Origin of the sequence: Enterococcus caccae ATCC BAA-1240 (assembly GCF_000407145.1) — a bacterium.
GTDB classification, from domain to species: domain Bacteria; phylum Bacillota; class Bacilli; order Lactobacillales; family Enterococcaceae; genus Enterococcus_L; species Enterococcus_L caccae.
The window spans coordinates 32,488-54,724 of sequence record NZ_KE136474.1 but is presented as its reverse complement, the minus strand read 5'-3'; the positions used below and the strand labels follow the sequence as shown (position 1 = coordinate 54,724).

35 protein-coding genes are annotated in these 22,237 nt (G+C 38.9%); 30 read left to right on the top strand and 5 right to left on the bottom strand.

Translation table 11 applies throughout. The annotated features are described in order from the left end of the window. The first annotated feature begins 148 nt into the window (after positions 1-148). Both I580_RS10750 and I580_RS10745 read left to right on the top strand, forming a co-directional pair. Complete coding sequence (locus I580_RS10750; protein WP_010770611.1) at positions 149-1,339, top strand: iron-containing alcohol dehydrogenase; 1,191 nt, start codon at positions 149-151, stop codon at positions 1,337-1,339. A gap of 33 nt (positions 1,340-1,372) precedes the next feature. After that, positions 1,373-1,708 carry a hypothetical protein gene (locus tag I580_RS10745; protein WP_010770612.1) on the top strand — a complete coding sequence of 112 codons (336 nt, stop codon included), beginning with the start codon at positions 1,373-1,375 and terminating at the stop codon, positions 1,706-1,708. 179 nt (positions 1,709-1,887) lie between these two features. On the opposite strand, the gene gpmA is transcribed toward I580_RS10745, so the two are convergent. From gpmA to rpiA, 3 genes are all read right to left on the bottom strand, one after another. Continuing rightward, entirely contained in the window at positions 1,888-2,574 is a 687-nt protein-coding gene (gene gpmA, locus I580_RS10740; protein WP_010770613.1) for a 2,3-diphosphoglycerate-dependent phosphoglycerate mutase, read from the bottom strand. A gap of 250 nt (positions 2,575-2,824) precedes the next feature. Further along, positions 2,825-3,412, bottom strand: a complete 588-nt coding sequence (locus I580_RS10735; protein WP_010770614.1) for a recombinase family protein — start codon at positions 3,410-3,412, stop codon at positions 2,825-2,827. A gap of 123 nt (positions 3,413-3,535) precedes the next feature. Continuing rightward, positions 3,536-4,210 (bottom strand): ribose-5-phosphate isomerase RpiA, encoded by a 675-nt coding sequence (gene rpiA, locus I580_RS10730; RefSeq protein WP_010770615.1) that lies wholly within the window; start codon positions 4,208-4,210, stop codon positions 3,536-3,538. A gap of 352 nt (positions 4,211-4,562) precedes the next feature. Between rpiA and rpsL the strand changes: the two genes are divergently transcribed. The 4 genes from rpsL to tuf all read left to right on the top strand — a co-directional run bounded on the left by rpsL (position 4,563) and on the right by tuf (position 9,006). Continuing rightward, complete coding sequence (gene rpsL / locus I580_RS10725) at positions 4,563-4,982, top strand: 30S ribosomal protein S12 (RefSeq protein WP_010761696.1); 420 nt, start codon at positions 4,563-4,565, stop codon at positions 4,980-4,982. Positions 4,983-5,038: 56 nt separating this feature from the next. Further along, positions 5,039-5,509 carry a 30S ribosomal protein S7 gene (gene rpsG, locus I580_RS10720; protein WP_010761695.1) on the top strand — a complete coding sequence of 157 codons (471 nt, stop codon included), beginning with the start codon at positions 5,039-5,041 and terminating at the stop codon, positions 5,507-5,509. 82 nt (positions 5,510-5,591) lie between these two features. Continuing rightward, the gene (gene fusA / locus I580_RS10715) at positions 5,592-7,679 is read left to right on the top strand and encodes an elongation factor G (protein WP_010770616.1); all 2,088 of its coding nucleotides are present in this window, start codon (positions 5,592-5,594) and stop codon (positions 7,677-7,679) included. Between the two features lie 139 nt (positions 7,680-7,818). After that, a complete protein-coding gene (gene tuf, locus I580_RS10710; protein WP_010770617.1) occupies positions 7,819-9,006 on the top strand; it encodes an elongation factor Tu in 1,188 nt (395 codons plus the stop codon). Between the two features lie 156 nt (positions 9,007-9,162). On the opposite strand, the gene I580_RS10705 is transcribed toward tuf, so the two are convergent. Both I580_RS10705 and I580_RS10700 read right to left on the bottom strand, forming a co-directional pair. Then, on the bottom strand, positions 9,163-9,711 hold the full coding sequence (locus tag I580_RS10705; protein WP_010770618.1) for a DUF2812 domain-containing protein: 549 nt from the start codon (positions 9,709-9,711) through the stop codon (positions 9,163-9,165). Continuing rightward, a complete protein-coding gene (locus I580_RS10700; RefSeq protein ID WP_010770619.1) occupies positions 9,701-10,027 on the bottom strand; it encodes a PadR family transcriptional regulator in 327 nt (108 codons plus the stop codon). Before I580_RS10700 ends, I580_RS10705 begins: the two co-directional genes overlap by 11 nt. A 435-nt stretch (positions 10,028-10,462) precedes the next feature. Here I580_RS10700 and rpsJ point away from each other — a divergent pair, with 435 nt between their 5' ends. The 24 genes from rpsJ to infA all read left to right on the top strand — a co-directional run bounded on the left by rpsJ (position 10,463) and on the right by infA (position 22,234). Beyond that, positions 10,463-10,771 carry a 30S ribosomal protein S10 gene (rpsJ, locus tag I580_RS10695; RefSeq protein ID WP_002389727.1) on the top strand — a complete coding sequence of 103 codons (309 nt, stop codon included), beginning with the start codon at positions 10,463-10,465 and terminating at the stop codon, positions 10,769-10,771. A 24-nt stretch (positions 10,772-10,795) separates the two neighbouring features. Next, positions 10,796-11,425, top strand: a complete 630-nt coding sequence (rplC, locus tag I580_RS10690) for a 50S ribosomal protein L3 (RefSeq protein ID WP_010761690.1) — start codon at positions 10,796-10,798, stop codon at positions 11,423-11,425. A 25-nt stretch (positions 11,426-11,450) separates the two neighbouring features. Then, positions 11,451-12,074 (top strand): 50S ribosomal protein L4, encoded by a 624-nt coding sequence (gene rplD, locus I580_RS10685; protein WP_010770620.1) that lies wholly within the window; start codon positions 11,451-11,453, stop codon positions 12,072-12,074. After that, entirely contained in the window at positions 12,074-12,364 is a 291-nt protein-coding gene (rplW, locus tag I580_RS10680) for a 50S ribosomal protein L23 (RefSeq protein WP_010761688.1), read from the top strand. Before rplD ends, rplW begins: the two co-directional genes overlap by 1 nt. Before the next feature lie 39 nt (positions 12,365-12,403). After that, a complete protein-coding gene (gene rplB / locus I580_RS10675; protein ID WP_010770621.1) occupies positions 12,404-13,234 on the top strand; it encodes a 50S ribosomal protein L2 in 831 nt (276 codons plus the stop codon). Positions 13,235-13,276: 42 nt separating this feature from the next. Continuing rightward, a complete protein-coding gene (gene rpsS, locus I580_RS10670; RefSeq protein ID WP_010770622.1) occupies positions 13,277-13,555 on the top strand; it encodes a 30S ribosomal protein S19 in 279 nt (92 codons plus the stop codon). Positions 13,556-13,576: 21 nt separating this feature from the next. Continuing rightward, entirely contained in the window at positions 13,577-13,924 is a 348-nt protein-coding gene (gene rplV, locus I580_RS10665; protein WP_010761685.1) for a 50S ribosomal protein L22, read from the top strand. A 110-nt stretch (positions 13,925-14,034) separates the two neighbouring features. Next, complete coding sequence (gene rpsC, locus I580_RS10660) at positions 14,035-14,691, top strand: 30S ribosomal protein S3 (RefSeq protein ID WP_010770623.1); 657 nt, start codon at positions 14,035-14,037, stop codon at positions 14,689-14,691. A 2-nt stretch (positions 14,692-14,693) separates the two neighbouring features. Beyond that, a complete protein-coding gene (rplP, locus tag I580_RS10655; RefSeq protein WP_002356208.1) occupies positions 14,694-15,128 on the top strand; it encodes a 50S ribosomal protein L16 in 435 nt (144 codons plus the stop codon). Then, positions 15,118-15,306 (top strand): 50S ribosomal protein L29, encoded by a 189-nt coding sequence (gene rpmC / locus I580_RS10650; RefSeq protein ID WP_010766220.1) that lies wholly within the window; start codon positions 15,118-15,120, stop codon positions 15,304-15,306. The genes rplP and rpmC overlap by 11 nt, the downstream gene beginning before the upstream one ends. A gap of 23 nt (positions 15,307-15,329) precedes the next feature. Then, positions 15,330-15,596 carry a 30S ribosomal protein S17 gene (rpsQ, locus tag I580_RS10645; RefSeq protein ID WP_010761681.1) on the top strand — a complete coding sequence of 89 codons (267 nt, stop codon included), beginning with the start codon at positions 15,330-15,332 and terminating at the stop codon, positions 15,594-15,596. Between the two features lie 59 nt (positions 15,597-15,655). Further along, on the top strand, positions 15,656-16,024 hold the full coding sequence (gene rplN, locus I580_RS10640; protein WP_010766218.1) for a 50S ribosomal protein L14: 369 nt from the start codon (positions 15,656-15,658) through the stop codon (positions 16,022-16,024). A 34-nt stretch (positions 16,025-16,058) separates the two neighbouring features. Then, positions 16,059-16,367: a 50S ribosomal protein L24 gene (gene rplX, locus I580_RS10635; RefSeq protein WP_010770624.1), complete on the top strand. Its 309-nt coding sequence runs from the start codon at positions 16,059-16,061 to the stop codon at positions 16,365-16,367. 26 nt (positions 16,368-16,393) lie between these two features. Further along, the gene (gene rplE / locus I580_RS10630; protein ID WP_010770625.1) at positions 16,394-16,933 is read left to right on the top strand and encodes a 50S ribosomal protein L5; all 540 of its coding nucleotides are present in this window, start codon (positions 16,394-16,396) and stop codon (positions 16,931-16,933) included. Positions 16,934-16,951: 18 nt separating this feature from the next. Next, entirely contained in the window at positions 16,952-17,137 is a 186-nt protein-coding gene (locus I580_RS10625) for a type Z 30S ribosomal protein S14 (protein WP_002356214.1), read from the top strand. Between the two features lie 35 nt (positions 17,138-17,172). Further along, positions 17,173-17,571, top strand: coding sequence for a 30S ribosomal protein S8 (rpsH, locus tag I580_RS10620; RefSeq protein ID WP_010770626.1), 399 nt, complete (start codon positions 17,173-17,175; stop codon positions 17,569-17,571). 31 nt (positions 17,572-17,602) lie between these two features. Next, complete coding sequence (gene rplF / locus I580_RS10615; protein WP_010770627.1) at positions 17,603-18,139, top strand: 50S ribosomal protein L6; 537 nt, start codon at positions 17,603-17,605, stop codon at positions 18,137-18,139. 96 nt (positions 18,140-18,235) lie between these two features. After that, positions 18,236-18,592: a 50S ribosomal protein L18 gene (rplR, locus tag I580_RS10610; RefSeq protein WP_010761675.1), complete on the top strand. Its 357-nt coding sequence runs from the start codon at positions 18,236-18,238 to the stop codon at positions 18,590-18,592. A 20-nt stretch (positions 18,593-18,612) separates the two neighbouring features. Next, positions 18,613-19,113 (top strand): 30S ribosomal protein S5, encoded by a 501-nt coding sequence (gene rpsE, locus I580_RS10605; protein ID WP_010770628.1) that lies wholly within the window; start codon positions 18,613-18,615, stop codon positions 19,111-19,113. 13 nt (positions 19,114-19,126) lie between these two features. Next, positions 19,127-19,306: a 50S ribosomal protein L30 gene (rpmD, locus tag I580_RS10600; protein WP_010770629.1), complete on the top strand. Its 180-nt coding sequence runs from the start codon at positions 19,127-19,129 to the stop codon at positions 19,304-19,306. 36 nt (positions 19,307-19,342) lie between these two features. Beyond that, positions 19,343-19,786, top strand: a complete 444-nt coding sequence (gene rplO / locus I580_RS10595) for a 50S ribosomal protein L15 (protein WP_010761672.1) — start codon at positions 19,343-19,345, stop codon at positions 19,784-19,786. Then, complete coding sequence (secY, locus tag I580_RS10590) at positions 19,786-21,084, top strand: preprotein translocase subunit SecY (protein ID WP_010770630.1); 1,299 nt, start codon at positions 19,786-19,788, stop codon at positions 21,082-21,084. Before rplO ends, secY begins: the two co-directional genes overlap by 1 nt. Positions 21,085-21,170: 86 nt before the next feature. Then, a complete protein-coding gene (locus I580_RS10585; RefSeq protein ID WP_010766212.1) occupies positions 21,171-21,821 on the top strand; it encodes an adenylate kinase in 651 nt (216 codons plus the stop codon). Positions 21,822-22,015: 194 nt separating this feature from the next. Continuing rightward, positions 22,016-22,234 carry a translation initiation factor IF-1 gene (infA, locus tag I580_RS10580; protein WP_002356224.1) on the top strand — a complete coding sequence of 73 codons (219 nt, stop codon included), beginning with the start codon at positions 22,016-22,018 and terminating at the stop codon, positions 22,232-22,234. Positions 22,235-22,237 lie beyond the last annotated feature (3 nt).

The window sequence follows — 22,237 nt, the reverse complement described above, 5'->3', positions numbered from 1 at the left end:
AATAGTAAGTAAAACAGCTCCTGATTATAGATGGAGCTGTTTTTATACTATGATTTAATCGAGCAGAATTAAAGAACTGTTTTCTTGACACTCCTTTTTGATGGACTATCATATAATAAGAAACCTAAATTGAACGGAGGAAGAAAAATTGGATAATTTTAGATTTTACGTACCGACAGATATTCGCTTTGGGAAAGACCGTTTGACCACAGAGTTAACAGATGTGCTGGACGTATATGGTAAAAATGTATTGCTCGTTTATGGCGGAGGCAGTATTAAAAAAAACGGCTTATACGATCAAGTGATTGATTTACTTGGAAAGAATCGAAATAAAGTGGTGGAATTGAGCGGTGTAGAGCCCAATCCTCGAATTGAAACAGTTCGTCGTGGCGTAGCATTATGCCGGGAAAATGAGATCAATGTCATTTTAGCTGTAGGTGGCGGATCGACGATCGATTGTTCTAAAGTGATTGCGGCAGGTTTTTACAGTGATGAAGACCCATGGGAAGTGATAGCAGGACGCAAAGGATTTCAAGGTGAGGCATTACCGATTGTTACGATCTTGACTTTAGCGGCAACAGGGAGTGAAATGAATATTGGTGCCGTAATCACCAATTTAGCTACAAACCAAAAATTAGGTGTTGGTGGGCCAGCGATGATGCCGAAAGTGTCATTTTTAGATCCGACCACGACATTTACTGTACCTGCTTATCAAACAGCGGCAGGTTCTGCTGATATATTAAGCCACTTATTCGAAAGTTATTTCAATATCACGGAAGGAACGGATGTACAAGACTTTGTTTCAGAAGGTTTGATGCGTGCGGTAATCAAGAATTGCCCGATTGCATTAGAAACACCTGATAATTATGATGCCCGCGCGAACTTGATGTGGTCAAGTAGTTTAGCGTTAAATGGATTAACGCGAAATGGTAAACATGGTGTTTGGTCCTGTCATGCGATGGAGCATGAGTTAAGCGCATTTTATGACATTACTCACGGAATTGGATTGGCTATTTTAACCCCTCGCTGGATGAATTATGTTCTTTCAGAACAAACAGTCGCTAGATTTGCTCAGTTTGCCCGTAACGTTTGGGGAATCACTGAAGAAGATCCCATGCTTGCAGCGAAAAAAGGCATTCAAGCAACATATGATTTCTTCAAAGCTTGTGACATTCCAATGACATTGCCAGCTGTCGGAATCGACGAGGAAAAATTTGGTGAAATGGCGAAACAAGCAGTTGCACACAGTACAATCAAAACGGATGCGTTTGTTCCGTTAGCTGAATCAGATGTTGAAGCGATTTACCGTGAATGTTTGACTGAATCTAGCTTTTTATAACTGAAATTAAAAATTCAAGAAGGGGATGATTCTATGAAGCAGTTGTTTGATGAAACGTATTCTGAAAATCGGACGCTTTGGTATGCTTATTTTAAAGATATAAAGCAAATTGATTTAATAGAGACGATTAGTCAGATTATCCAAACAGATTTACAGAATTCTGAGGATGTTTCGGCGACAAGTTGGATATTTTACCGTGAAGAATTGCAAAAGGATGCATTGGAGGAAAAGATACGATCTTCGATCATGGTACGCTTTGTGGATGGACGTTACTACGTTCAATATAATATGTCTGATTTTGAATTTGTGACACAGCGAGAAGTTATCGCCAATTGGCTTGAACGTTTGAAAGAAAACTTAGAGAACTAAAAAGAGGCCGAGACAAAAGTGTTTAGCTCCGAGAAATAAGAGGGGATTTACGAAAATTGCTCTTCAAATTTTTGTGAATTCCAGCTTATTTCCGAAGGAGCTGCTTTTTTCTCGCCGTTTATTCGGTTTTAGAGCCCGGGACAAAACTAAAAATTAGTTTTGTCCCGGGCTCAACTTTTTTATAAGTAGTATTTTTTCGCTACTGTTAGGTCATCGTTTAATTCGTAAACAAGTGGTTGACCTGTTGGGATTTCAAGATCCATGATATCTTCATCTGAAATACCTTCGATATGTTTAGCTAAAGCACGTAAAGAGTTACCGTGAGCTGCTACTAAAACAGTTTTGTTGTCTAGTAAAGCAGGCGCGATTTCGTCTTGCCAGAATGGCAAAGCACGTTCTAGAGTAACTTTTAAGTTTTCTCCGCCTGGAATATCACGTTGGTCTAACATTGCATAACGACGATCGTTTGCTGCAGAACCTTCATCCGTGGCTTCCATCAATGGAGGTAAAGTATCGTAAGAACGACGCCAAATGTGAACTTGGTCATCTCCATATTTTTCAGCAGTTTCTTTTTTGTTTAAACCTTGTAATTTACCATAATGACGTTCGTTCAAGCGCCAAGATTTGATTTGTGGAACCCATAATTGATCTGAGTTTTCTAAAAGTAAGTTACATGTTTTGATAGCACGAGTTAATACAGAAGTATAAGCTACATCAAATTCAATTCCAGCTTCTTTGATTTTACGGCCGCCTTCGATTGCTTCTTCAACACCTTCTGGTGCTAAATCTACGTCAGCCCAACCTGTAAATTGATTTAACGCATTCCATTCACTAAGTCCATGACGAGAAAATACTAATTTTGGCATGTATAGCTCTCCTTTGAGTTGTAGTTTCTGAAACTTTCATTTCCTTTTCTATTGTACACCGTTTTAAAATAGATTTCCATTGTAAATTAGTGAAAAATACTGAAACGAGTAATTCGTTTAAATTCTAAAAAGTACGGTAGTTTTACGAAAAAAGGATGAACATAAAAGAGGAGGTGACAGAAGTGTTCAGCTTATTTCCGAAGGAACAGCTTCTGATCACACGGTTGATATTACTGTTACTGAATCTCTATTATTCTTGAGAAATCTTTGCCAAATCAACTTCAGATAAATTGATGTATTTGTAGCAAGTTCCAACAGATACATTGCATTTAGAAGAAATAAACTGAATCGTTTCTTTTTTTTCATGGTATAAGTAACGAATTTTTTTGATTGTCCGTTCATCTATTTTAGGTCGTCCGCCGATTTTGCCTTTTTTGCGAGCGGTACTTAGTCCGACCAAAGTCCGTTCTTTAATCAGGTCGCATTCCATCATAGCTAGACCATTCATTAATTTGAAATAAATTTCCCCCATCGGATCACGAGTATCGATTTCTTCATCAAGACTGACCAGATTGATGCCAGATCCCTTGAATTTTTGTGTCAGTTCCGTTAATTGACGGGTTGAACGTCCTAAGCGGTTTAAGCGGCAGATAACCAAAGTGTCTCCTGCGTTTAAAAGATTTAGAACAGTCTCAAGCTCAGAAATTAGATGCTTGTCATTTGTAATGTCGAAAGATTCATGATGAATCTCATCGCAGCCAAAGTCAGATAATGTTTTGATTTGAGCCTCTAAATCATTATCAGTGATTGTTGTACGTGCATAACCAATTGTTTTCATTGTTCGCCCTTTCTAGTAAAATAGGATACTAAAAATGTAGCATAAAAATGAACGGAATGATAGTTGTTTTTTTATCTTATTTTAATGTTTTCCTTCATTTTCAAATCAGATTCAAATAATTTGTTATGGAACATGAATTGTTTTAGGGCCAGATTCTCCGCCGACAATCACAGTGGAAACGATTTGAAGGAATAAACCGTGTTCAACGACCCCCACTAACTGATCTAAATAGGTACCTAAAGCGATGGGATCAGTGATTTCTTCTAAATGAAGATCAATGATGTAATGCCCACCGTCTGTGACTAAAATTTGTCCAGCGTCTGTTGTTCTTAAAACGGGAGCGTATCCTTGTTCCTTGAACAGATGAACTAACTGTTGACTACCGTATGGAACCACTTCAACAGGTAATGGGAATTTGCCTAATTTTTTAACAAGTTTTGATTCATCTACGATCCAAATACATTTTTTTGAATACGTCGCAACGATTTTTTCAAATAATAAGGCAGCGCCACCGCCTTTGATTCCTTGAAAATCTTCACTGATTTCATCTGCTCCATCAATTGTCAAGTCTACATAAGGAACTTCATCGATACCTTTTAAAGGAATACCAAGTTCTTGGGCCTGACGTTCAGTCTCTTTTGAGGTCGTTACACCAATGATTGATAATCCTTCTTCTCGCACACGACGCCCGATTTCATCTACCATAAATTTTGCAGTAGATCCAGTACCTAGTCCTACGATCATACCGTCTTCTACATATTTTGCTGCTTCGATCCCTGCCATTTGTTTAAGATTCATCTACTTGTTTACCCCTTTCAAATAATCAAAGATATTGTACCGTTAAATGGAAAAAAAAGATAGAATGATTTATGAAACTGTCAATTTTCTTCTATTAAATTATTAACTTAACTAAAAAAGAAAAAAAGTGCTCAATTTACTAGAAAAAAGGCGGCAAGTGGTTGACATCCTCGTATTATCATGCTATCCTAGCAAAGGTGCTTTATCTACAGGTCTCTCGTTGGAGACGTGCTGACTGTCTATCGAAGCATATTTGATAATGAGTGCAGAGATTGCATTATTTTTTATCGCTAAAAAAGAACCACCTGGATGTGTGGGACTAGATGCGAAATGAGGAAGGAGGAAACAAGGAATGCCTACAATTAATCAATTAGTACGTAAACCTCGTAAATCAAAGGTGGAGAAATCTAATTCACCAGCGTTAAACAAAGGATATAATAGCTTCAAAAAATCTCAAACGAACGTAAATTCACCACAAAAGCGTGGGGTTTGTACTCGTGTGGGAACTATGACACCTAAAAAACCGAACTCAGCTTTACGTAAATATGCCCGTGTTCGTTTGTCTAACTTAATCGAAGTAACAGCTTATATCCCAGGGATCGGTCACAACTTACAAGAACATAGCGTGGTATTATTACGCGGTGGACGTGTAAAAGATTTACCAGGGGTACGTTATCATATCGTACGTGGTGCGCTTGATACAGCTGGTGTTACAGATCGTAAACAAAGCCGCTCTAAATATGGTACTAAAATGCCTAAAGCAGCTAAATAATTTGACAATCACTAAGGTAATCTATAATAAAGAATTTTCGGAAGGAGGAGTTACGGATGCCACGTAAAGGTCCTGTTACAAAACGCGATGTTTTACCAGATCCAATTTATAACTCAAAATTAGTAACTCGCTTAATCAACCGTGTAATGGTTGATGGAAAACGCGGGATTGCTGCTAATATCATCTATAATTCATTTGATATCATCAAAGAATCTACAGGTAACGATCCATTGGAAGTTTTCGAGCAAGCAATGAAAAACGTTATGCCTGTACTAGAAGTAAAAGCTCGCCGTGTTGGGGGTTCTAACTATCAAGTACCAGTTGAAGTTCGTCCAGAACGTCGTACAACTTTAGGTTTACGTTGGGTTGTTAACTATGCTCGCCTACGCGGTGAACATACAATGGAACAACGTCTAGCGAAAGAAATCATGGATGCTGCCAATAACACTGGTGCTTCTGTTAAAAAACGTGAAGACACACATAAAATGGCGGACGCTAACCGTGCGTTTGCACATTATCGTTGGTAAGATCCTCTCTGTATGTAATTTAACTTTACAACAGACAGTCACTTTACAATCGATCTAAATAAAGAGAGGAGAACAACCTAGAATGGCAAGAGAATTTTCGTTAGAAAAAACTCGTAATATTGGAATTATGGCTCACGTTGATGCTGGTAAAACAACAACAACAGAGCGTATCCTTTATTACACTGGTAAAATCCATAAAATTGGTGAAACGCACGAAGGTGCATCACAAATGGACTGGATGGAACAAGAGCAAGAACGTGGTATTACGATCACTTCTGCCGCAACAACGGCAGAATGGAAAGGTTACCGTGTAAACATCATCGACACACCAGGACACGTGGATTTCACTATTGAAGTTCAACGTTCACTACGTGTATTGGATGGTGCTGTAACCGTTCTTGATTCACAATCAGGTGTGGAACCTCAAACTGAAACAGTTTGGCGTCAAGCGACTGAATATAAAGTTCCACGTGTTGTTTTCTGTAACAAAATGGATAAAATCGGTGCGGATTTCTTATACTCTGTAAACTCATTACATGATCGTTTACAAGCAAATGCACATCCAATCCAATTGCCAATTGGTTCAGAAGATAACTTTACAGGGATCATCGATTTAATTACGATGAAAGCTGAAATCTATACAAATGACTTAGGTACAGACATCCAAGAAACTGAAATTCCAGAAGAATATATGGATCAAGCAGTTGAATGGCGTGAAAAATTAGTTGAAGCTGTTGCTGAAACTGATGAAGACCTAATGATGAAATATTTAGACGGTGAAGAAATTACAATTGAAGAATTAAAAGCGGGTATCCGCCAAGCAACGATCAACGTTGAGTTCTTCCCAGTAATGGCTGGTTCTGCCTTTAAAAATAAAGGTGTTCAATTAATGCTTGATGCAGTTCTTGACTACTTGCCATCACCACTAGATATCGATGCAATCAAAGGGATCGACGTTAAAACAGACGAAGAAACAACTCGTCCTGCTGATGACGAAGCACCTTTTGCATCACTAGCATTTAAAGTTATGACTGACCCATTCGTAGGTCGTTTAACATTCTTCCGTGTCTATTCTGGTGTCCTTGAAAGTGGTTCATACGTATTGAACGCTTCTAAAGACAAAAAAGAACGTATCGGTCGTATTCTACAAATGCACGCGAACACACGTAAAGAAATCGATAAAGTGTTCTCAGGAGATATCGCTGCCGCTGTTGGATTGAAAGATACAACAACTGGTGATACTTTATGTGCGGTAGATTCACCAGTTATTCTTGAATCAATTGAGTTCCCAGAACCAGTTATTCAAGTTGCTGTTGAACCTAAATCAAAAGCTGACCAAGATAAAATGGGTGTAGCTCTGCAAAAACTTGCAGAAGAAGATCCGTCATTCCGCGTTGAAACAAACGTTGAAACTGGTGAAACAGTTATCTCTGGTATGGGCGAATTGCACTTAGACGTATTAGTAGACCGTATGAGACGTGAGTTCAAGGTTGAAGCTAACGTTGGTGCTCCACAAGTATCATACCGTGAAACTTTCCGTGCTCCTGTAACGCAGGCAGAAGGTAAGTTTGTACGTCAGTCTGGTGGTAAAGGTCAATACGGACATGTCTGGGTTGAATTTACACCAAACGAAGAAGGAAAAGGTTTTGAATTTGAAAATGCTATCGTCGGTGGTGTGGTTCCTCGTGAATACATCCCAGCGGTTGAAAAAGGTTTAGCTGAATCAATGAACAACGGTGTTCTTGCTGGATACCCATTAGTTGATATTAAGGCAAAACTTTATGATGGTTCATACCATGATGTCGATTCAAATGAAACAGCCTTCCGTGTAGCAGCTTCTATGGCTCTACGTGCGGCTGCTAAGAAAGCTAACCCAGTTATCTTAGAACCAATGATGAAAGTAACGATCACTGTACCAGAAGATTACTTAGGTGATATTATGGGACACGTTACAAGTCGTCGTGGACGTGTTGAAGGTATGGAAGCACACGGTAACTCACAAATCGTTAATGCGATGGTGCCTCTAGCTGAAATGTTCGGTTACGCTACAACATTACGTTCAGCAACACAAGGTCGCGGTACGTTTATGATGGTCTTTGACCACTATGAAGATGTACCAAAATCTGTACAAGAAGAAATCATCAAGAAAAATGGCGGAAACAACGCTTAATAGTTAAGAAATTGGCTTATGCTTATTTATGACTAGGATTTTCTACCGATTTCGGTTAAACTAATTAAAGATGATCAGGTAGCTGTAAACTATCTATCAAATAAAATAAAATTCATATATTTTAGGAGGAACATTTAAAATGGCTAAAGAAAAATTTGACCGTTCTAAACCCCATGTAAACATTGGTACTATTGGACACGTTGACCATGGTAAAACTACATTAACTGCTGCAATTGCAACTGTGTTAGCTAAACACGGTGGCGGTGAAGCTCAAAACTATGCTGATATCGATAACGCTCCAGAAGAAAAAGAACGTGGTATCACAATCAACACTTCTCACATTGAGTATGAAACTGATGCTCGTCACTACGCACACGTGGATTGCCCAGGACACGCGGATTACGTTAAAAACATGATCACTGGTGCTGCACAAATGGATGGAGCTATCTTAGTAGTATCTGCTGCTGATGGTCCTATGCCTCAAACTCGTGAGCATATCTTGTTATCACGTAACGTTGGTGTACCATACATCGTTGTTTTCTTAAACAAAATGGATATGGTAGATGACGAAGAATTATTAGAATTAGTAGAAATGGAAGTTCGTGATTTATTATCTGAATATGACTTCCCAGGTGACGACACTCCAGTTATCGCTGGTTCTGCTTTGAAAGCTTTAGAAGGCGACGCTTCATATGAAGAAAAAATCATGGAATTAATGGCTGCAGTTGATGAGTACATCCCAACTCCAACTCGTGATACTGACAAACCATTCATGATGCCAGTCGAAGACGTATTCTCAATCACTGGACGTGGTACTGTTGCTACAGGCCGTGTTGAACGTGGAGAAGTTCGCGTTGGTGACGAAATCGAAATCGTTGGTATTAAAGAAGAAACATCTAAAACAACTGTTACAGGTGTTGAAATGTTCCGTAAATTATTAGACTACGCTGAAGCTGGCGATAACATCGGTGCGTTATTACGTGGTGTTGCTCGTGAAGATATCGAACGTGGACAAGTATTGGCAAAACCTGCTTCAATCACTCCACACACAAAATTTAAAGCTGAAGTTTATGTTTTATCAAAAGAAGAAGGCGGACGTCACACTCCATTCTTCACTAACTACCGTCCTCAGTTCTACTTCCGTACAACTGACGTAACTGGTGTAGTTGAATTACCAGAAGGCGTTGAAATGGTAATGCCTGGTGATAACGTTGCAATGGACGTTGAATTGATCCACCCAATCGCTATCGAAGACGGAACTCGTTTCTCTATTCGTGAAGGCGGACGTACTGTTGGTTCAGGCGTTGTTTCTGAAATCGTTAAATAATTACAGATTAATATAAAGCAATAAAACCGACGTAAAACATCGGCGTACTCGGACGTAAGCCGGAGGGAATTCCCTCCGGCTTTTTTATTTATGAAGGAATAGAGTGGGGTGGAAGTAGTAACGTTTTTTAGAAGGTGTTTATCTGGGGACGGGTAACTATTTATCGTTTCTGATAATGCGATTGAGCTTCAAAAAATTTGTTAAATGAATCCCAATTAAAAGAAATAGAATAATCGCATATATTGACAAGAAAACAACGGGCATACTCCTTTTTTCTTCGCTTCTATTTAATAGTGTAGGGAACAAGCAGAGTGCAGGGAACAAAACAGCGGCAATGCATATACTTTGGAACTTTACTACTTTTTTTGCCATTTCGGCACGAGAGGGCGCATCACTGAAAATGACGTTTTCCTCTATCGTTTCAGATTTTGGTTTTCTGAAATAATACCAGCAGCCAAATTTATAGAAGTATTCCCAACCGCAATCTTGGAAAAGTTGCAAATACTCGTCGGTATCTGTTTCTTCTGGTTTGAAATCTAGTTGGTATACATAGTCTTCAGGTTTGCATTTTTCAAAAATATAGATACTGAAAGGGAGTTTTAAATCAACCATTTTCCACCCTTGCTCATGTTGCTGCTGCAAAAAGACTTCCTCTTTGGAAAAATCAGCTAAACCGAACCATTTTATTATTTTTTTATTCTTCATTTACTTTCGCTCCTATACTGTTTTTGTATAATCTATTAATTCGATTGATTTCATGGAGTAAGATCTCATTTCCCAGTTCTGTGATTAAATAGCTTTTACGCCTGTTTTCTTCTTTTGTTGCCTGGATCAACCCATCTTTTTCCATTTTACTAAGACTACCGTACATTGTCCCTGCACTAATGATAATTTCTTGATTCGTTAAATTTTTTACGTACTGAATGATACTGTAACCGTGACGTTCTTCTTTTAATGAGAATAGGATGTAAAAACCGGTTTCGGTCATTGGTACATAGATTTTTCTTAGTTTTTCTTCCATTAAATAGACCACCTTTTTATATCGAGGTTCGATATATCGTATTGTTATTGTATATCGAACCTCGATATACGTCAAGATAATTTTAAAGAATTAGCTTGGGTGTAATTATACGAAGAAGGAAATTAAGCTGTCGTTTTCTATTAATAAATAAAGATTATCAAAGGTTGCTAAACTAGGGAGAGCAGTCAGGGGAAAGTAGTCTGAAAAAAAATGTCATTTTCTTGAAAAAATCCTTGCTATTACTATGTTTCTATAATATAATTACAAAGGTGCTATTTACAGAAGTGTAAAAAGCATTGGTAAATCAAGCTTTTGATCTACCGGCTAAGAAACGAGAGGTTGCGACACGCCCGGACGCTTTGCCACGAACGAGCGTGACGGAAAAATTTTCGTGGAGCTATGTCTACTTTCAAAATAGGCGAAGGAGGGAACAAGATGGCAAAACAAAAAATTCGTATCCGTTTAAAAGCGTATGAACACCGTATTTTAGATCAATCAGCGGATAAAATTGTGGAAACAGCAAAAAGAACTGGAGCTGACGTGTCAGGACCAATTCCATTACCAACAGAACGCTCGCTTTACACAGTTATTCGTGCGACTCATAAATACAAAGATTCACGCGAACAATTCGAAATGCGTACGCACAAACGTCTAATCGACATTGTGAACCCAACACCAAAAACAGTTGATGCTTTAATGAAGCTTGACTTACCATCTGGTGTAAATATTGAAATCAAACTATAAAATCAAGATGATGGAGGTGTACTCATGACCAAAGGAATCTTAGGAAAAAAAGTGGGAATGACACAAATCTTTACTGAGTCTGGTGAATTAATTCCAGTAACAGTAGTTGAAGCTACGCCAAACGTAGTTTTACAAGTGAAAACTGTTGAGACTGACGGATACGAAGCTATCCAAATCGGTTACCAAGACAAACGTGAAGTTTTATCGAACAAACCTGCGAAAGGTCATGTTGCAAAAGCAAACACGGCTCCTAAGCGCTTCATTAAGGAATTCAAAAATGTTGAGCTAGGAGAATATGAAGTAGGTAAAGAAATTAAGGTAGATGTTTTCCAAGCAGGAGACATTATTGATGTTACAGGAACTTCGAAAGGTAAAGGATTCCAAGGCGTTATCAAACGTCACGGACAAAGCCGCGGACCAATGTCTCACGGTTCTCGTTACCACCGTCGTCCTGGGTCAATGGGTCCAGTTGCACCTAACCGTGTATTTAAAAATAAAAAACTTGCCGGCCGTATGGGCGGTAACCGCGTAACAATTCAAAACCTTGAAATTGTTAAAGTGGACGCTGAAAGAAATGTAATCATGATTAAAGGTAACATTCCTGGAGCGAAAAAATCATTAATCACAATCAAATCAGCTGTGAAAGCTAAATAAGCGTAGGGAAAGGAGGAACTAAGGAATGCCGAATGTAGCATTATTTAAACAAGATGGAACTCAAAATGGTGAAATCACTTTAAACGAAGAGATTTTCGGAATCGAACCAAATGAAACTGTTGTCTACGATGCAATCATCATGCAACGTGCTTCATTAAGACAAGGTACACACTCAGTTAAACACCGCGGAGAAGTTCGTGGCGGCGGCCGTAAACCATGGCGTCAAAAAGGAACTGGTCGTGCTCGTCAAGGTTCAATTCGTTCACCACAATGGCGTGGAGGTGGCGTAGTCTTCGGACCAACACCGCGTTCTTACAGCTACAAACTTCCTAAAAAAGTTCGTCGTTTAGCAATGAAATCTGTATTATCAGATAAAGTTGCTGAAAATAACTTGGTAGCAGTTGAAGCTTTAGGCTTTGATGCACCAAAAACAAAAGAATTCAAACAAGTTTTAACAAACTTATCTATTGATACAAAAGTATTAGTTGTTTTAGAAACAGGCAATGATTTTGCAGCATTATCTGCTCGTAATCTACCAAACGTTTCTGTAGTAACTTCTGATAACGTAAGTGTTTTAGATATCGTTTCTAATACAAAAGTATTGGCAACACAAACTGCTCTTACTCAAATTGAGGAGGTGCTTGCATAATGAACTTACTAGACGTAATCAAACGCCCAGTGATCACTGAAAAATCCATGCTTGCTATGGACGAAAAGAAATACACTTTCGAAGTGGACACTCGTGCTAATAAAACTTTAGTAAAACAAGCTGTTGTAGCAGCATTTGATGTTAAAGTTAAAAACGTAAACATCATTAACGTGCGCCCTAAATTTAAACGTATGGGTAAACACGCTGGCTATACAAAAAAACGTCGCAAAGCTGTTGTGACATTAACAGATGATTCAAAAGAAATTCAAATTTTCGATGCTGCTGAATAAGCAGACCATGTTTAACTATTAAATGGGAGGGAAAAAGACGTGGCGATTAAAAAGTACAAACCTACCACAAATGGCCGTCGTAATATGACAGCATCTGATTTCGCTGAAATCACGACATCAACACCGGAAAAAACGTTGTTGGCGCCATTAAAAAACCATGCCGGTCGTAACAACAACGGTCGTATTACAGTTCGTCATCAAGGTGGCGGTCACAAACGTCAATACCGTATGATCGACTTCAAACGTAATAAAGATAACGTTGTAGCGGTTGTCAAAACTATCGAGTATGATCCAAACCGTTCTGCTAACATCGCGTTAGTACATTACGAAGATGGAGTTAAAGCATACATTTTAGCACCAAAAGGATTGGAAGTAGGCATGCGCCTTGTTTCCGGTACTGAAGCAGATATTAAAGTAGGGAACGCATTACCATTGGAAAATATTCCAGTAGGTACTGTTGTCCACAATATTGAAATGAAACCTGGTAAAGGCGGTCAATTAATCCGTTCTGCTGGAACAAGTGCTCAAGTACTTGGTAAAGAAGGCAAATACGTATTGATCCGTTTGAACTCTGGTGAAGTTCGTATGATCTTAGCAACTTGCCGTGCAACTGTCGGTGCTGTTGGTAACGAGCAACACGAGTTAATCAACATTGGTAAAGCAGGCCGCTCTCGTTGGATGCGTAAACGCCCAACTGTACGTGGTAGCGTAATGAACCCGAACGATCACCCACACGGTGGTGGTGAAGGTAAACAACCGATTGGACGTAAAGCTCCAGTATCACCTTGGGGTCAACCAGCTATCGGCTTGAAAACTCGTAATAAAAAAGCTAAATCAGACAAACTTATCGTTCGTCGTCGTACTAAATAATTTTTTTGACCATGTGTCGTACATTTTGAGAGGAGGTTCACCATGGGTCGTAGTTTGAAAAAAGGACCTTTCGCTGATGAGCATTTAATGAAAAAAGTAGAAGCTCAACAAGGTGCCGAAAAGAAGAAAGTAATTAAAACTTGGTCTCGCCGTTCTACAATTTTCCCACAATTCGTTGGGTTTACAATTGCCGTATATGATGGACGTAAACACGTTCCTGTATACATCCAAGAAGACATGGTAGGACATAAATTAGGTGAATTTGCACCAACTAGAACTTATCGTGGCCACGGAGCCGACGATAAGAAAACTAGACGTTAATTTTGAGGGGAGGAAATGCAAATGTCAGAACAAATTACATCAGCTAAGGCAACTGCAAAAACAGTTCGCACTTCACCTCGTAAAGCCCGTTTAGTAATCGATCTTATCAGAGGTAAAAGCGTTGCGGATGCAATTTCTATCTTGAAATTCATGCCAAACAAATCTGCTGGAATCATTGAAAAAGTTTTAATGTCAGCAGTTGCTAACGCAGAAAATAACTTTGACTTAGACGTTGAAAACTTAGTAGTATCTGAAGCATTTGTTAACGAAGGACCAACAATGAAACGCTTCCGTCCACGTGCAAAAGGTTCAGCATCACCAATCAATAAACGTACAAGTCATCTTACAGTAGTAGTATCAGAAAAATAATCTGTTTTAAACAGACGTCACTTAATAAGAGGAGGATCATTATCTTTGATACCTAAGTATTAAAAGATAGTGACTACCGAACCTTAAAAGATTAAGAGGAGGGACAATCAGTGGGTCAAAAAGTACATCCAATTGGAATGCGTGTAGGCATCATCCGCGACTGGGATGCAAAATGGTATGCTGAAAAAGAGTATGCTGAGTTCTTACACGAAGATTTAAGAATCCGTAAATTTATCGCGTCAAAACTTGCTGATGCCGCTGTGTCTACAATTGAGATCGAGCGCGCTGCAAATCGTGTGAATATTTCAATCCACACAGCTAAACCAGGTATGGTTATTGGTAAAGGCGGATCTGAAGTCGAAAACCTAAGAAAATCATTAAATTCACTAACTGGTAAACGAGTTCACATCAACATCATTGAAATCAAAAAACCAGATTTAGATGCAAAATTAGTAGGCGAAGGAATTGCACGTCAATTAGAAAACCGTGTTGCGTTCCGTCGTGCTCAAAAACAAGCGATCCAACGCACTATGCGTTCAGGCGCTAAAGGAATCAAAACTCAAGTATCAGGTCGTTTAAACGGTGCTGATATCGCTCGTTCAGAAGGTTACTCTGAAGGTACAGTTCCACTTCACACTTTGCGTGCTGATATTGATTACGCATGGGAAGAAGCAGACACAACTTACGGAAAATTAGGAGTTAAAGTGTGGATTTACCGTGGAGAAATTCTTCCAACGAAAAAAAACACTGAGAAAGGAGGGAAATAATCATGTTAGTACCTAAACGTGTAAAACACCGTCGTGAATTTAGAGGTAAAATGCGTGGTGAAGCCAAAGGCGGAAAAGAAGTAGCATTTGGTGAATGGGGTTTACAAGCAACTGAATCTCACTGGATTACTAACCGTCAAATCGAAGCTGCCCGTATTGCTATGACTCGTTATATGAAACGTGGCGGGAAAGTATGGATTAAAATTTTCCCTCACAAATCATATACAAGTAAAGCTATCGGTGTTCGTATGGGTAAAGGTAAAGGGGCTCCTGAAGGCTGGGTTTCTCCAGTTAAACGTGGCAAGATCATGTTTGAAATCGCAGGCGTACCTGAAGAAGTAGCTCGTGAAGCACTTCGTCTTGCATCCCACAAATTACCGGTGAAAACCAAAATTGTAAAACGTGAGGAAATGGGTGGTGAATCGAATGAAGGTTAAAGAAATCAGAGAATTAACCACTGCCGAAATGCTTGAAAAAGAAAAGCAATTCAAAGAAGAATTATTTAATCTTAGATTCCAACTAGCAACAGGTCAATTAGAAAACACTGCACGTATTAAAGAAGTACGTCAATCGATTGCACGCATCAAAACAGTATTGCGTGAACAAGCTAACTAATAGTGGAAGGAGGCCAAACGCGTATGACTGAAGAAAGAAATCAACGCAAAGTTTACCAAGGTCGTGTTGTTTCAGACAAAATGGATAAAACTATCACTGTTGTCGTAGAAACAAAGAAAAACCATCCTATTTATGGTAAACGTATGAAATATTCTAAGAAATACAAAGCTCATGATGAAAACAACACTGCAAAAGTTGGAGACATCGTAAGAATCATGGAAACTCGTCCATTATCAGCTACAAAACGTTTCCGTTTACTAGAGGTAGTCGAAGAAGCAGTTATTATCTAATAAAAACGAGATTTTCCTATATAGATTGAAACATAAAATCTGAAAGGGGGATACACATCGTGATCCAACAAGAAAGCCGATTAAAAGTCGCAGACAACTCAGGTGCTCGTGAAATCTTAACGATTAAAGTACTAGGTGGTTCTGGACGTAAAACTGCTAATATTGGTGACGTGATTGTTGCTACGGTTAAACAAGCAACGCCAGGTGGGGTTGTCAAAAAAGGTGAAGTCGTAAAAGCCGTTATCGTTCGTACTAAATCAGGAGCTCGTCGTACAGACGGTTCATACATTAAATTTGATGAAAATGCTGCTGTAATTATTCGTGATGATAAGAGCCCGCGTGGAACTCGTATCTTCGGTCCTGTTGCACGTGAATTACGTGAAAACAACTTCATGAAGATCGTTTCTCTAGCACCAGAAGTATTATAATCAGGACACGTATCAAAGGAGGTGCGAAACAGTAATGTTTGTTAAAAAAGGCGATAAAGTGAAAATTATCACTGGTAAAGACAAAAATAAAGAAGGCGTTGTATTAGCAGCGTTTCCTAAAAAAGACAAAGTCATCGTTGAAGGTGTTAACATCATGAAAAAACACCAAAAACCAAATCAAGCAGCGCCGCAAGGCGGAATCCTAGAAGTCGAAGCGCCGATTCATGTTTCTAATGTAATGGTGATTGACGGAACAGGTGTAGCTGGTCGTGTAGGTTACAAAGAAATCGATGGTAAAAAAGTCCGTGTTTCTAAAAAAACCGGTGAAGTCTTAGATAAATAGATTAAAAGGAAGGAGGGGCTTACTAAATGAACCGCCTGAAAGAAAAATATATTAAAGAAATTACTCCAGCATTAGTGGAAAAATTTAATTATAGTTCAGTTATGCAAACACCAAAAGTTGATAAGATCGTTATTAACATGGGTGTGGGTGACGCTGTTTCAAACGCAAAAAATTTAGATAAAGCAGTTGAAGAATTAGCATTGATCACAGGTCAAAAACCATTGATCACTAAAGCTAAGAAATCAATCGCTGGTTTCCGTTTACGTGAAGGAATGCCAATCGGTGCGAAAGTTACTTTACGCGGAGAAAGAATGTACGAATTTTTAGATAAATTAGTATCTGTTTCTCTACCTCGTGTACGTGACTTCCACGGAGTAAGCAAAAAAGCTTTTGACGGACGCGGTAACTATACTTTAGGTGTTAAAGAACAATTAATCTTCCCAGAAGTTGATTATGATTTAGTAGATAAAGTACGCGGTATGGACATCGTTATTGTAACAACAGCAAACACAGATGAAGAATCTCGTGAATTGTTGACACAATTAGGTATGCCATTCCAAAAATAATAAAAGGAGGCGAACTACGTGGCTAAAAAATCAATGATTGCTAAAAACAAACGCCCTGCAAAACATTCAACACAAGCATATACTCGTTGTGAACGTTGCGGACGTCCACATTCAGTTTATCGTAAATTTCATCTTTGCCGTATTTGCTTCCGCGAACTTGCCTATAAAGGTCAAATTCCCGGCGTGAAGAAAGCTAGCTGGTAAACAAGTAAACTCGCATAAAGGAGGTAAATAGTTCAATGGTCATGACAGATCCAATTGCAGATTTTCTAACGCGCATTCGTAATGCAAACATGGTTAAACATGAAAGCTTAGAAGTGCCTGCGTCAAAAATCAAACGTGATATCGCTGAAATCTTGAAACGTGAAGGTTTCGTACGCGATGTAGAATATATCGAAGATGACAAACAAGGCGTGATTCGTGTTTTCCTTAAATACGGTAAAAACGAAGAACGTGTTATCACAAACTTAAAACGTATCTCTAAACCAGGTTTACGTGCTTATGTCAAATCTGACGAAGTACCTAAAGTATTGAATGGTCTAGGAATCGCGATTATCTCTACTTCTGAAGGTGTTATCACTGATAAAGAAGCAAGAGCTAAAAACATCGGCGGCGAAGTAATCGCCTACGTATGGTAATTTAAAAAAACACACAAGGAGGTGTCTCTAAGTGAGCCGTATTGGTAATAAAATCGTTGAACTTCCTGCTGGCGTTGAGGTCAAGCAAGAAGGAAACAACATTACTGTAAAAGGACCTAAAGGTGAATTAACACGTGAATTTTCTGCTGATATCACAATGAATATCGAAGGAAACGTAGTAACATTCACTCGTCCAAACGATAGCAAAGATATGAAAACAATCCACGGAACAACTCGTGCGAACTTCAACAACATGGTTGTTGGTGTAAGTACAGGCTTTGAAAAAGGTCTTGAACTTATCGGGGTTGGGTACCGTGCTCAAATGCAAGGGACTAAATTAGTTCTTAACGTTGGGTATTCTCATCCAGTAGAAATTACACCACCAGCTGGTGTAACTGTAGAAGTACCTTCGAATACACAAGTAGTTGTAAAAGGCGCTAACAAAGAACACGTTGGTGAATTAGCAGCAAACATCCGTGGAATTCGTCCTCCAGAACCTTATAAAGGCAAAGGGATCCGCTATGTTGGCGAATTCGTACGTCGTAAAGAAGGTAAAACTGGTAAATAATAGCAGCTTGAGAGTTATTTTTCAATTCAGTTTGAAAAATAACGATCCGTTGTCTATCGCAGCTTAATAGCTAGCAAATACAAAGAGGTGACAATTGTGATTACAAAACCAGATAAAAACAAAACACGCCAAAAGAGACATCGTCGTGTACGTAACAAAATCTCTGGTACTGCTGAGTGCCCACGCTTGAACGTATTCCGTTCTAACAAAAACATCTACGCGCAAATCATTGATGACGTAGCGGGTGTAACGCTAGCAAGTGCCTCTGCCTTAGATAAAGAAATTTCAGGTGGAAACAAAACAGAAACAGCCGCAGCTGTTGGTAAATTAATCGCTGAACGTGCCGCTGAAAAAGGCGTTAAAGTAGTAGTCTTTGACCGTGGTGGATACCTTTACCATGGCCGCGTGCAAGCTTTAGCTGAAGCAGCGCGTGAAAATGGACTAGAATTTTAGGAGAAGGAGGAACACCATTCATGGTTTATATTGATCCAAAACACTTGGAATTAGAAGACCGCGTCGTTGCTATCAACCGCGTAACGAAAGTTGTTAAAGGTGGACGTCGTCTACGCTTTGCAGCATTAGTTGTTGTGGGAGATAAAAACGGTCATGTTGGCTTTGGGACTGGTAAAGCACAAGAAGTGCCAGAAGCAATCCGCAAAGCAATCGAAGACGCGAAGAAAAACTTAGTTGAAGTGCCTATGGTTGGTTCTAGTATCCCTCACGAAGTGATTGGGGTATTCGGTGGTGGCCGTATCCTTATGAAACCTGCAGTAGAAGGTTCTGGGGTAGCCGCTGGTGGACCAGTTCGTGCCGTATTGGAATTAGCTGGTGTAGCAGATATTACATCAAAATCATTAGGTTCAAATACACCAATCAACGTTGTTCGCGCAACAGTTGAAGGGTTAAAACAATTAAAACGTGCCGAAGAAGTGGCAGCACTTCGTGGTAAATCTGTAGAAGAAATCTTAGGATAAGGAGGACAAAATAATGGCTGAATTAAAAGTTACATTAAAACGCAGCGTTATCGGACGTCCTCAAAACCAAAAAGATACAGTTAAAGCATTAGGTTTAGGTAAACTAAACAGCTCTGTTGTCAAACCTGCTAACGAAGCAGTTAAAGGTATGATCAACACTGTGTCACATTTAGTGGACGTTGAAGAAGTTTAATTTACAATAGTACATTGTTAAGGAGGTGCCAAACCAATGAAACTTCATGAATTGAAACCTGCTGAAGGTTCACGCCAAGTACGTAACCGTGTTGGACGTGGTACTTCATCTGGTAATGGTAAAACTGCCGGCCGTGGACAAAAAGGGCAAAAAGCTCGTTCAGGTGGTGGTGTAAGACTTGGATTTGAAGGGGGTCAAACTCCATTATTCCGTCGTTTACCAAAACGCGGCTTCACGAACATCAACCGTAAAGATTATGCAGTCATCAACTTAGATGTCTTAAATCGTTTCGAAGATGGAACTGAAGTTACACCTGCAGGATTGATCGAAGCTGGAATCGTGAAAAACGAAAAAGCTGGAATCAAAGTTCTTGCTAATGGTGAATTAACAACTAAAAAATTAACTGTGAAAGCAGCTAAATTCTCTAAAGCAGCAGAAGAAGCAATTGTTGCAGCTGGTGGATCAATCGAGGTGATCTAATGTTTAAACTATTAAAAGACGCTTTTAAAGTCAAAGACATTAGATCAAAAATTTTGTTTACTGTATTCATTCTTTTTGTATTTCGTTTAGGTGCGCATATAACTGTACCTGGCGTAAATGCAAAAGGTTTGCAAGACTTGAGCAATTTACCATTTTTAAATATGTTGAATATGGTCAGTGGTAGTGCGATGCAAAACTTCTCTATCTTCTCGATGGGGGTTTCGCCGTACATTACAGCATCGATCATCATCCAATTATTACAAATGGATATCGTACCAAAATTTGTAGAATGGTCGAAGCAAGGTGAAGTTGGACGTAAGAAATTAAATCAAGCAACAAGATATCTAACGATTGTCTTGGGTATTGCTCAATCTATTGGGATTACTGCTGGATTTAACCAATTAAGTTCAGTTGGGATCGTAAAAAATCCTAACATCAGCACTTTTGTGATGATTTCTGTAATTTTAACTGGTGGAACAATGTTTGTTACATGGTTAGGAGAACAAATTACTGAAAAAGGGATCGGTAATGGGGTTTCAATGATTATCTTCGCTGGGATTATTTCTCGGTTACCAGAAGGAATCAAAGAGATCGTTGACGATTACTTTATCAATATTGAGTCTTCTAAAATTTGGCAGTCTGCTATTTTTATTGCTCTTTTAATTATTGCAATTTTGGTTATTGTTACATTAGTAACATTCTTCCAGCAAGCAGAACGAAAAATTCCAATCCAATATACAAAACGTGTTTCTGGTGCGCCAACTAGTAGTTATTTACCGTTAAAAGTAAATGCTGCAGGGGTTATCCCAGTTATCTTTGCTAGTTCATTGATCGCAACGCCGAATGCTGTTTTACAAGCCTTCTCTAAGAATTATTCTGGTGAAGGTTGGTATGATGTAATGACACAAATTTTTAGTTACAATACCGTTCCAGGTGCGATTATTTATACTGTACTGATCGTCGCTTTCACATTCTTCTATGCATTTGTTCAAGTTAACCCTGAGAAATTAGCGGAAAACTTACAAAAGCAAGGAAGTTATATTCCAAGTGTGCGACCAGGTAAAGGGACAGAAGAATATATTTCTGGAATGTTAATGAGACTAAGTGTTGTCGGTTCTATATTCCTAGGACTAGTTGCGTTACTTCCAATCATTGCTCAAATGATTTGGAACTTACCGCAATCTATTGGACTGGGAGGAACAAGCTTACTGATTGTGATTGGTGTTGCTTTAGAAACAGCGAAACAATTAGAAGGTTTAATGTTGAAACGTCAATATGTTGGCTTTATCAATAAGTAGGAGTCGTGTGTTGAGGATCATCCTCAGCACCATTCTCTCGCTAGGCTAGCTTCAAAAGCCAGCCTTTAAAATTAGGAGGAAATGAAATGAACCTCATTTTAATGGGATTGCCTGGAGCAGGCAAAGGAACTCAAGCAGAACAGATCGTGGATACGTACGGTATTCCTCATATTTCTACAGGAGATATGTTCCGTGCTGCGATGAAAAACGAAACTGCTCTTGGCTTAGAAGCGAAATCTTATATCGATAAAGGTGCTTTAGTTCCTGATGATGTAACAAATGGAATTGTCAAAGAACGTTTGGCGGAACCTGATACTGATAAAGGCTTTTTATTAGATGGTTTTCCACGAACTTTGGATCAAGCAGAAGCATTAGATAAAATGTTAACAGAATTAAATAAAAAAATTGATGCTGTCATCGACATCCATGTAGAAGAAGAAATTTTGGTTGAACGTTTAGCCGGTCGGTTTATCTGCCGTTCGTGTGGGGCAACTTATCATAAAATCTTCAATCCTCCTACCGTAGAAGGAACATGTGATCGTTGCGGCGGACATGAATTTTATCAAAGAGAAGATGACAAGCCTGAAACGGTCAAAAACCGTCTGGCAGTCAACATCAAAAGCAGTGCACCAATTTTAGACTTTTATAAAGCTAAAAACGTATTGCATACAATAGATGGGAATCGCGAGATCGATACTGTTTTTTCAGAAGTGAAAGAAATCATTGAAAAAAAATAGTTTTCTGATTTGCCGCAAGCTTACCATTTGTGTTTGATTCAGATTCTCTTGCCAAATAGAATAGTTTATGATAGAATATATCAGTCCGACTTCTACCTTTTTGTGGAAGTTTAATTGAAAATTCTGGGTGGGAGCTGAAGTTTCCGCCATTTTATCGTGTGAAAATGCGAAACAAGTACAAGGAGGTACTGTGCGTGGCTAAAGAAGATATGATTGAAGTCGAAGGTACAGTCGTCGAAACTTTGCCGAATGCAATGTTTAAAGTTGAACTAGAAAATGGACACCAAGTTCTTGCTACTGTTTCCGGTAAGATTCGTATGCATTATATTCGTATTTTACCTGGAGATAAAGTAACTGTAGAGTTATCTCCATATGATTTAACTCGTGGTCGAATCACTTATCGCTTTAAATAATTG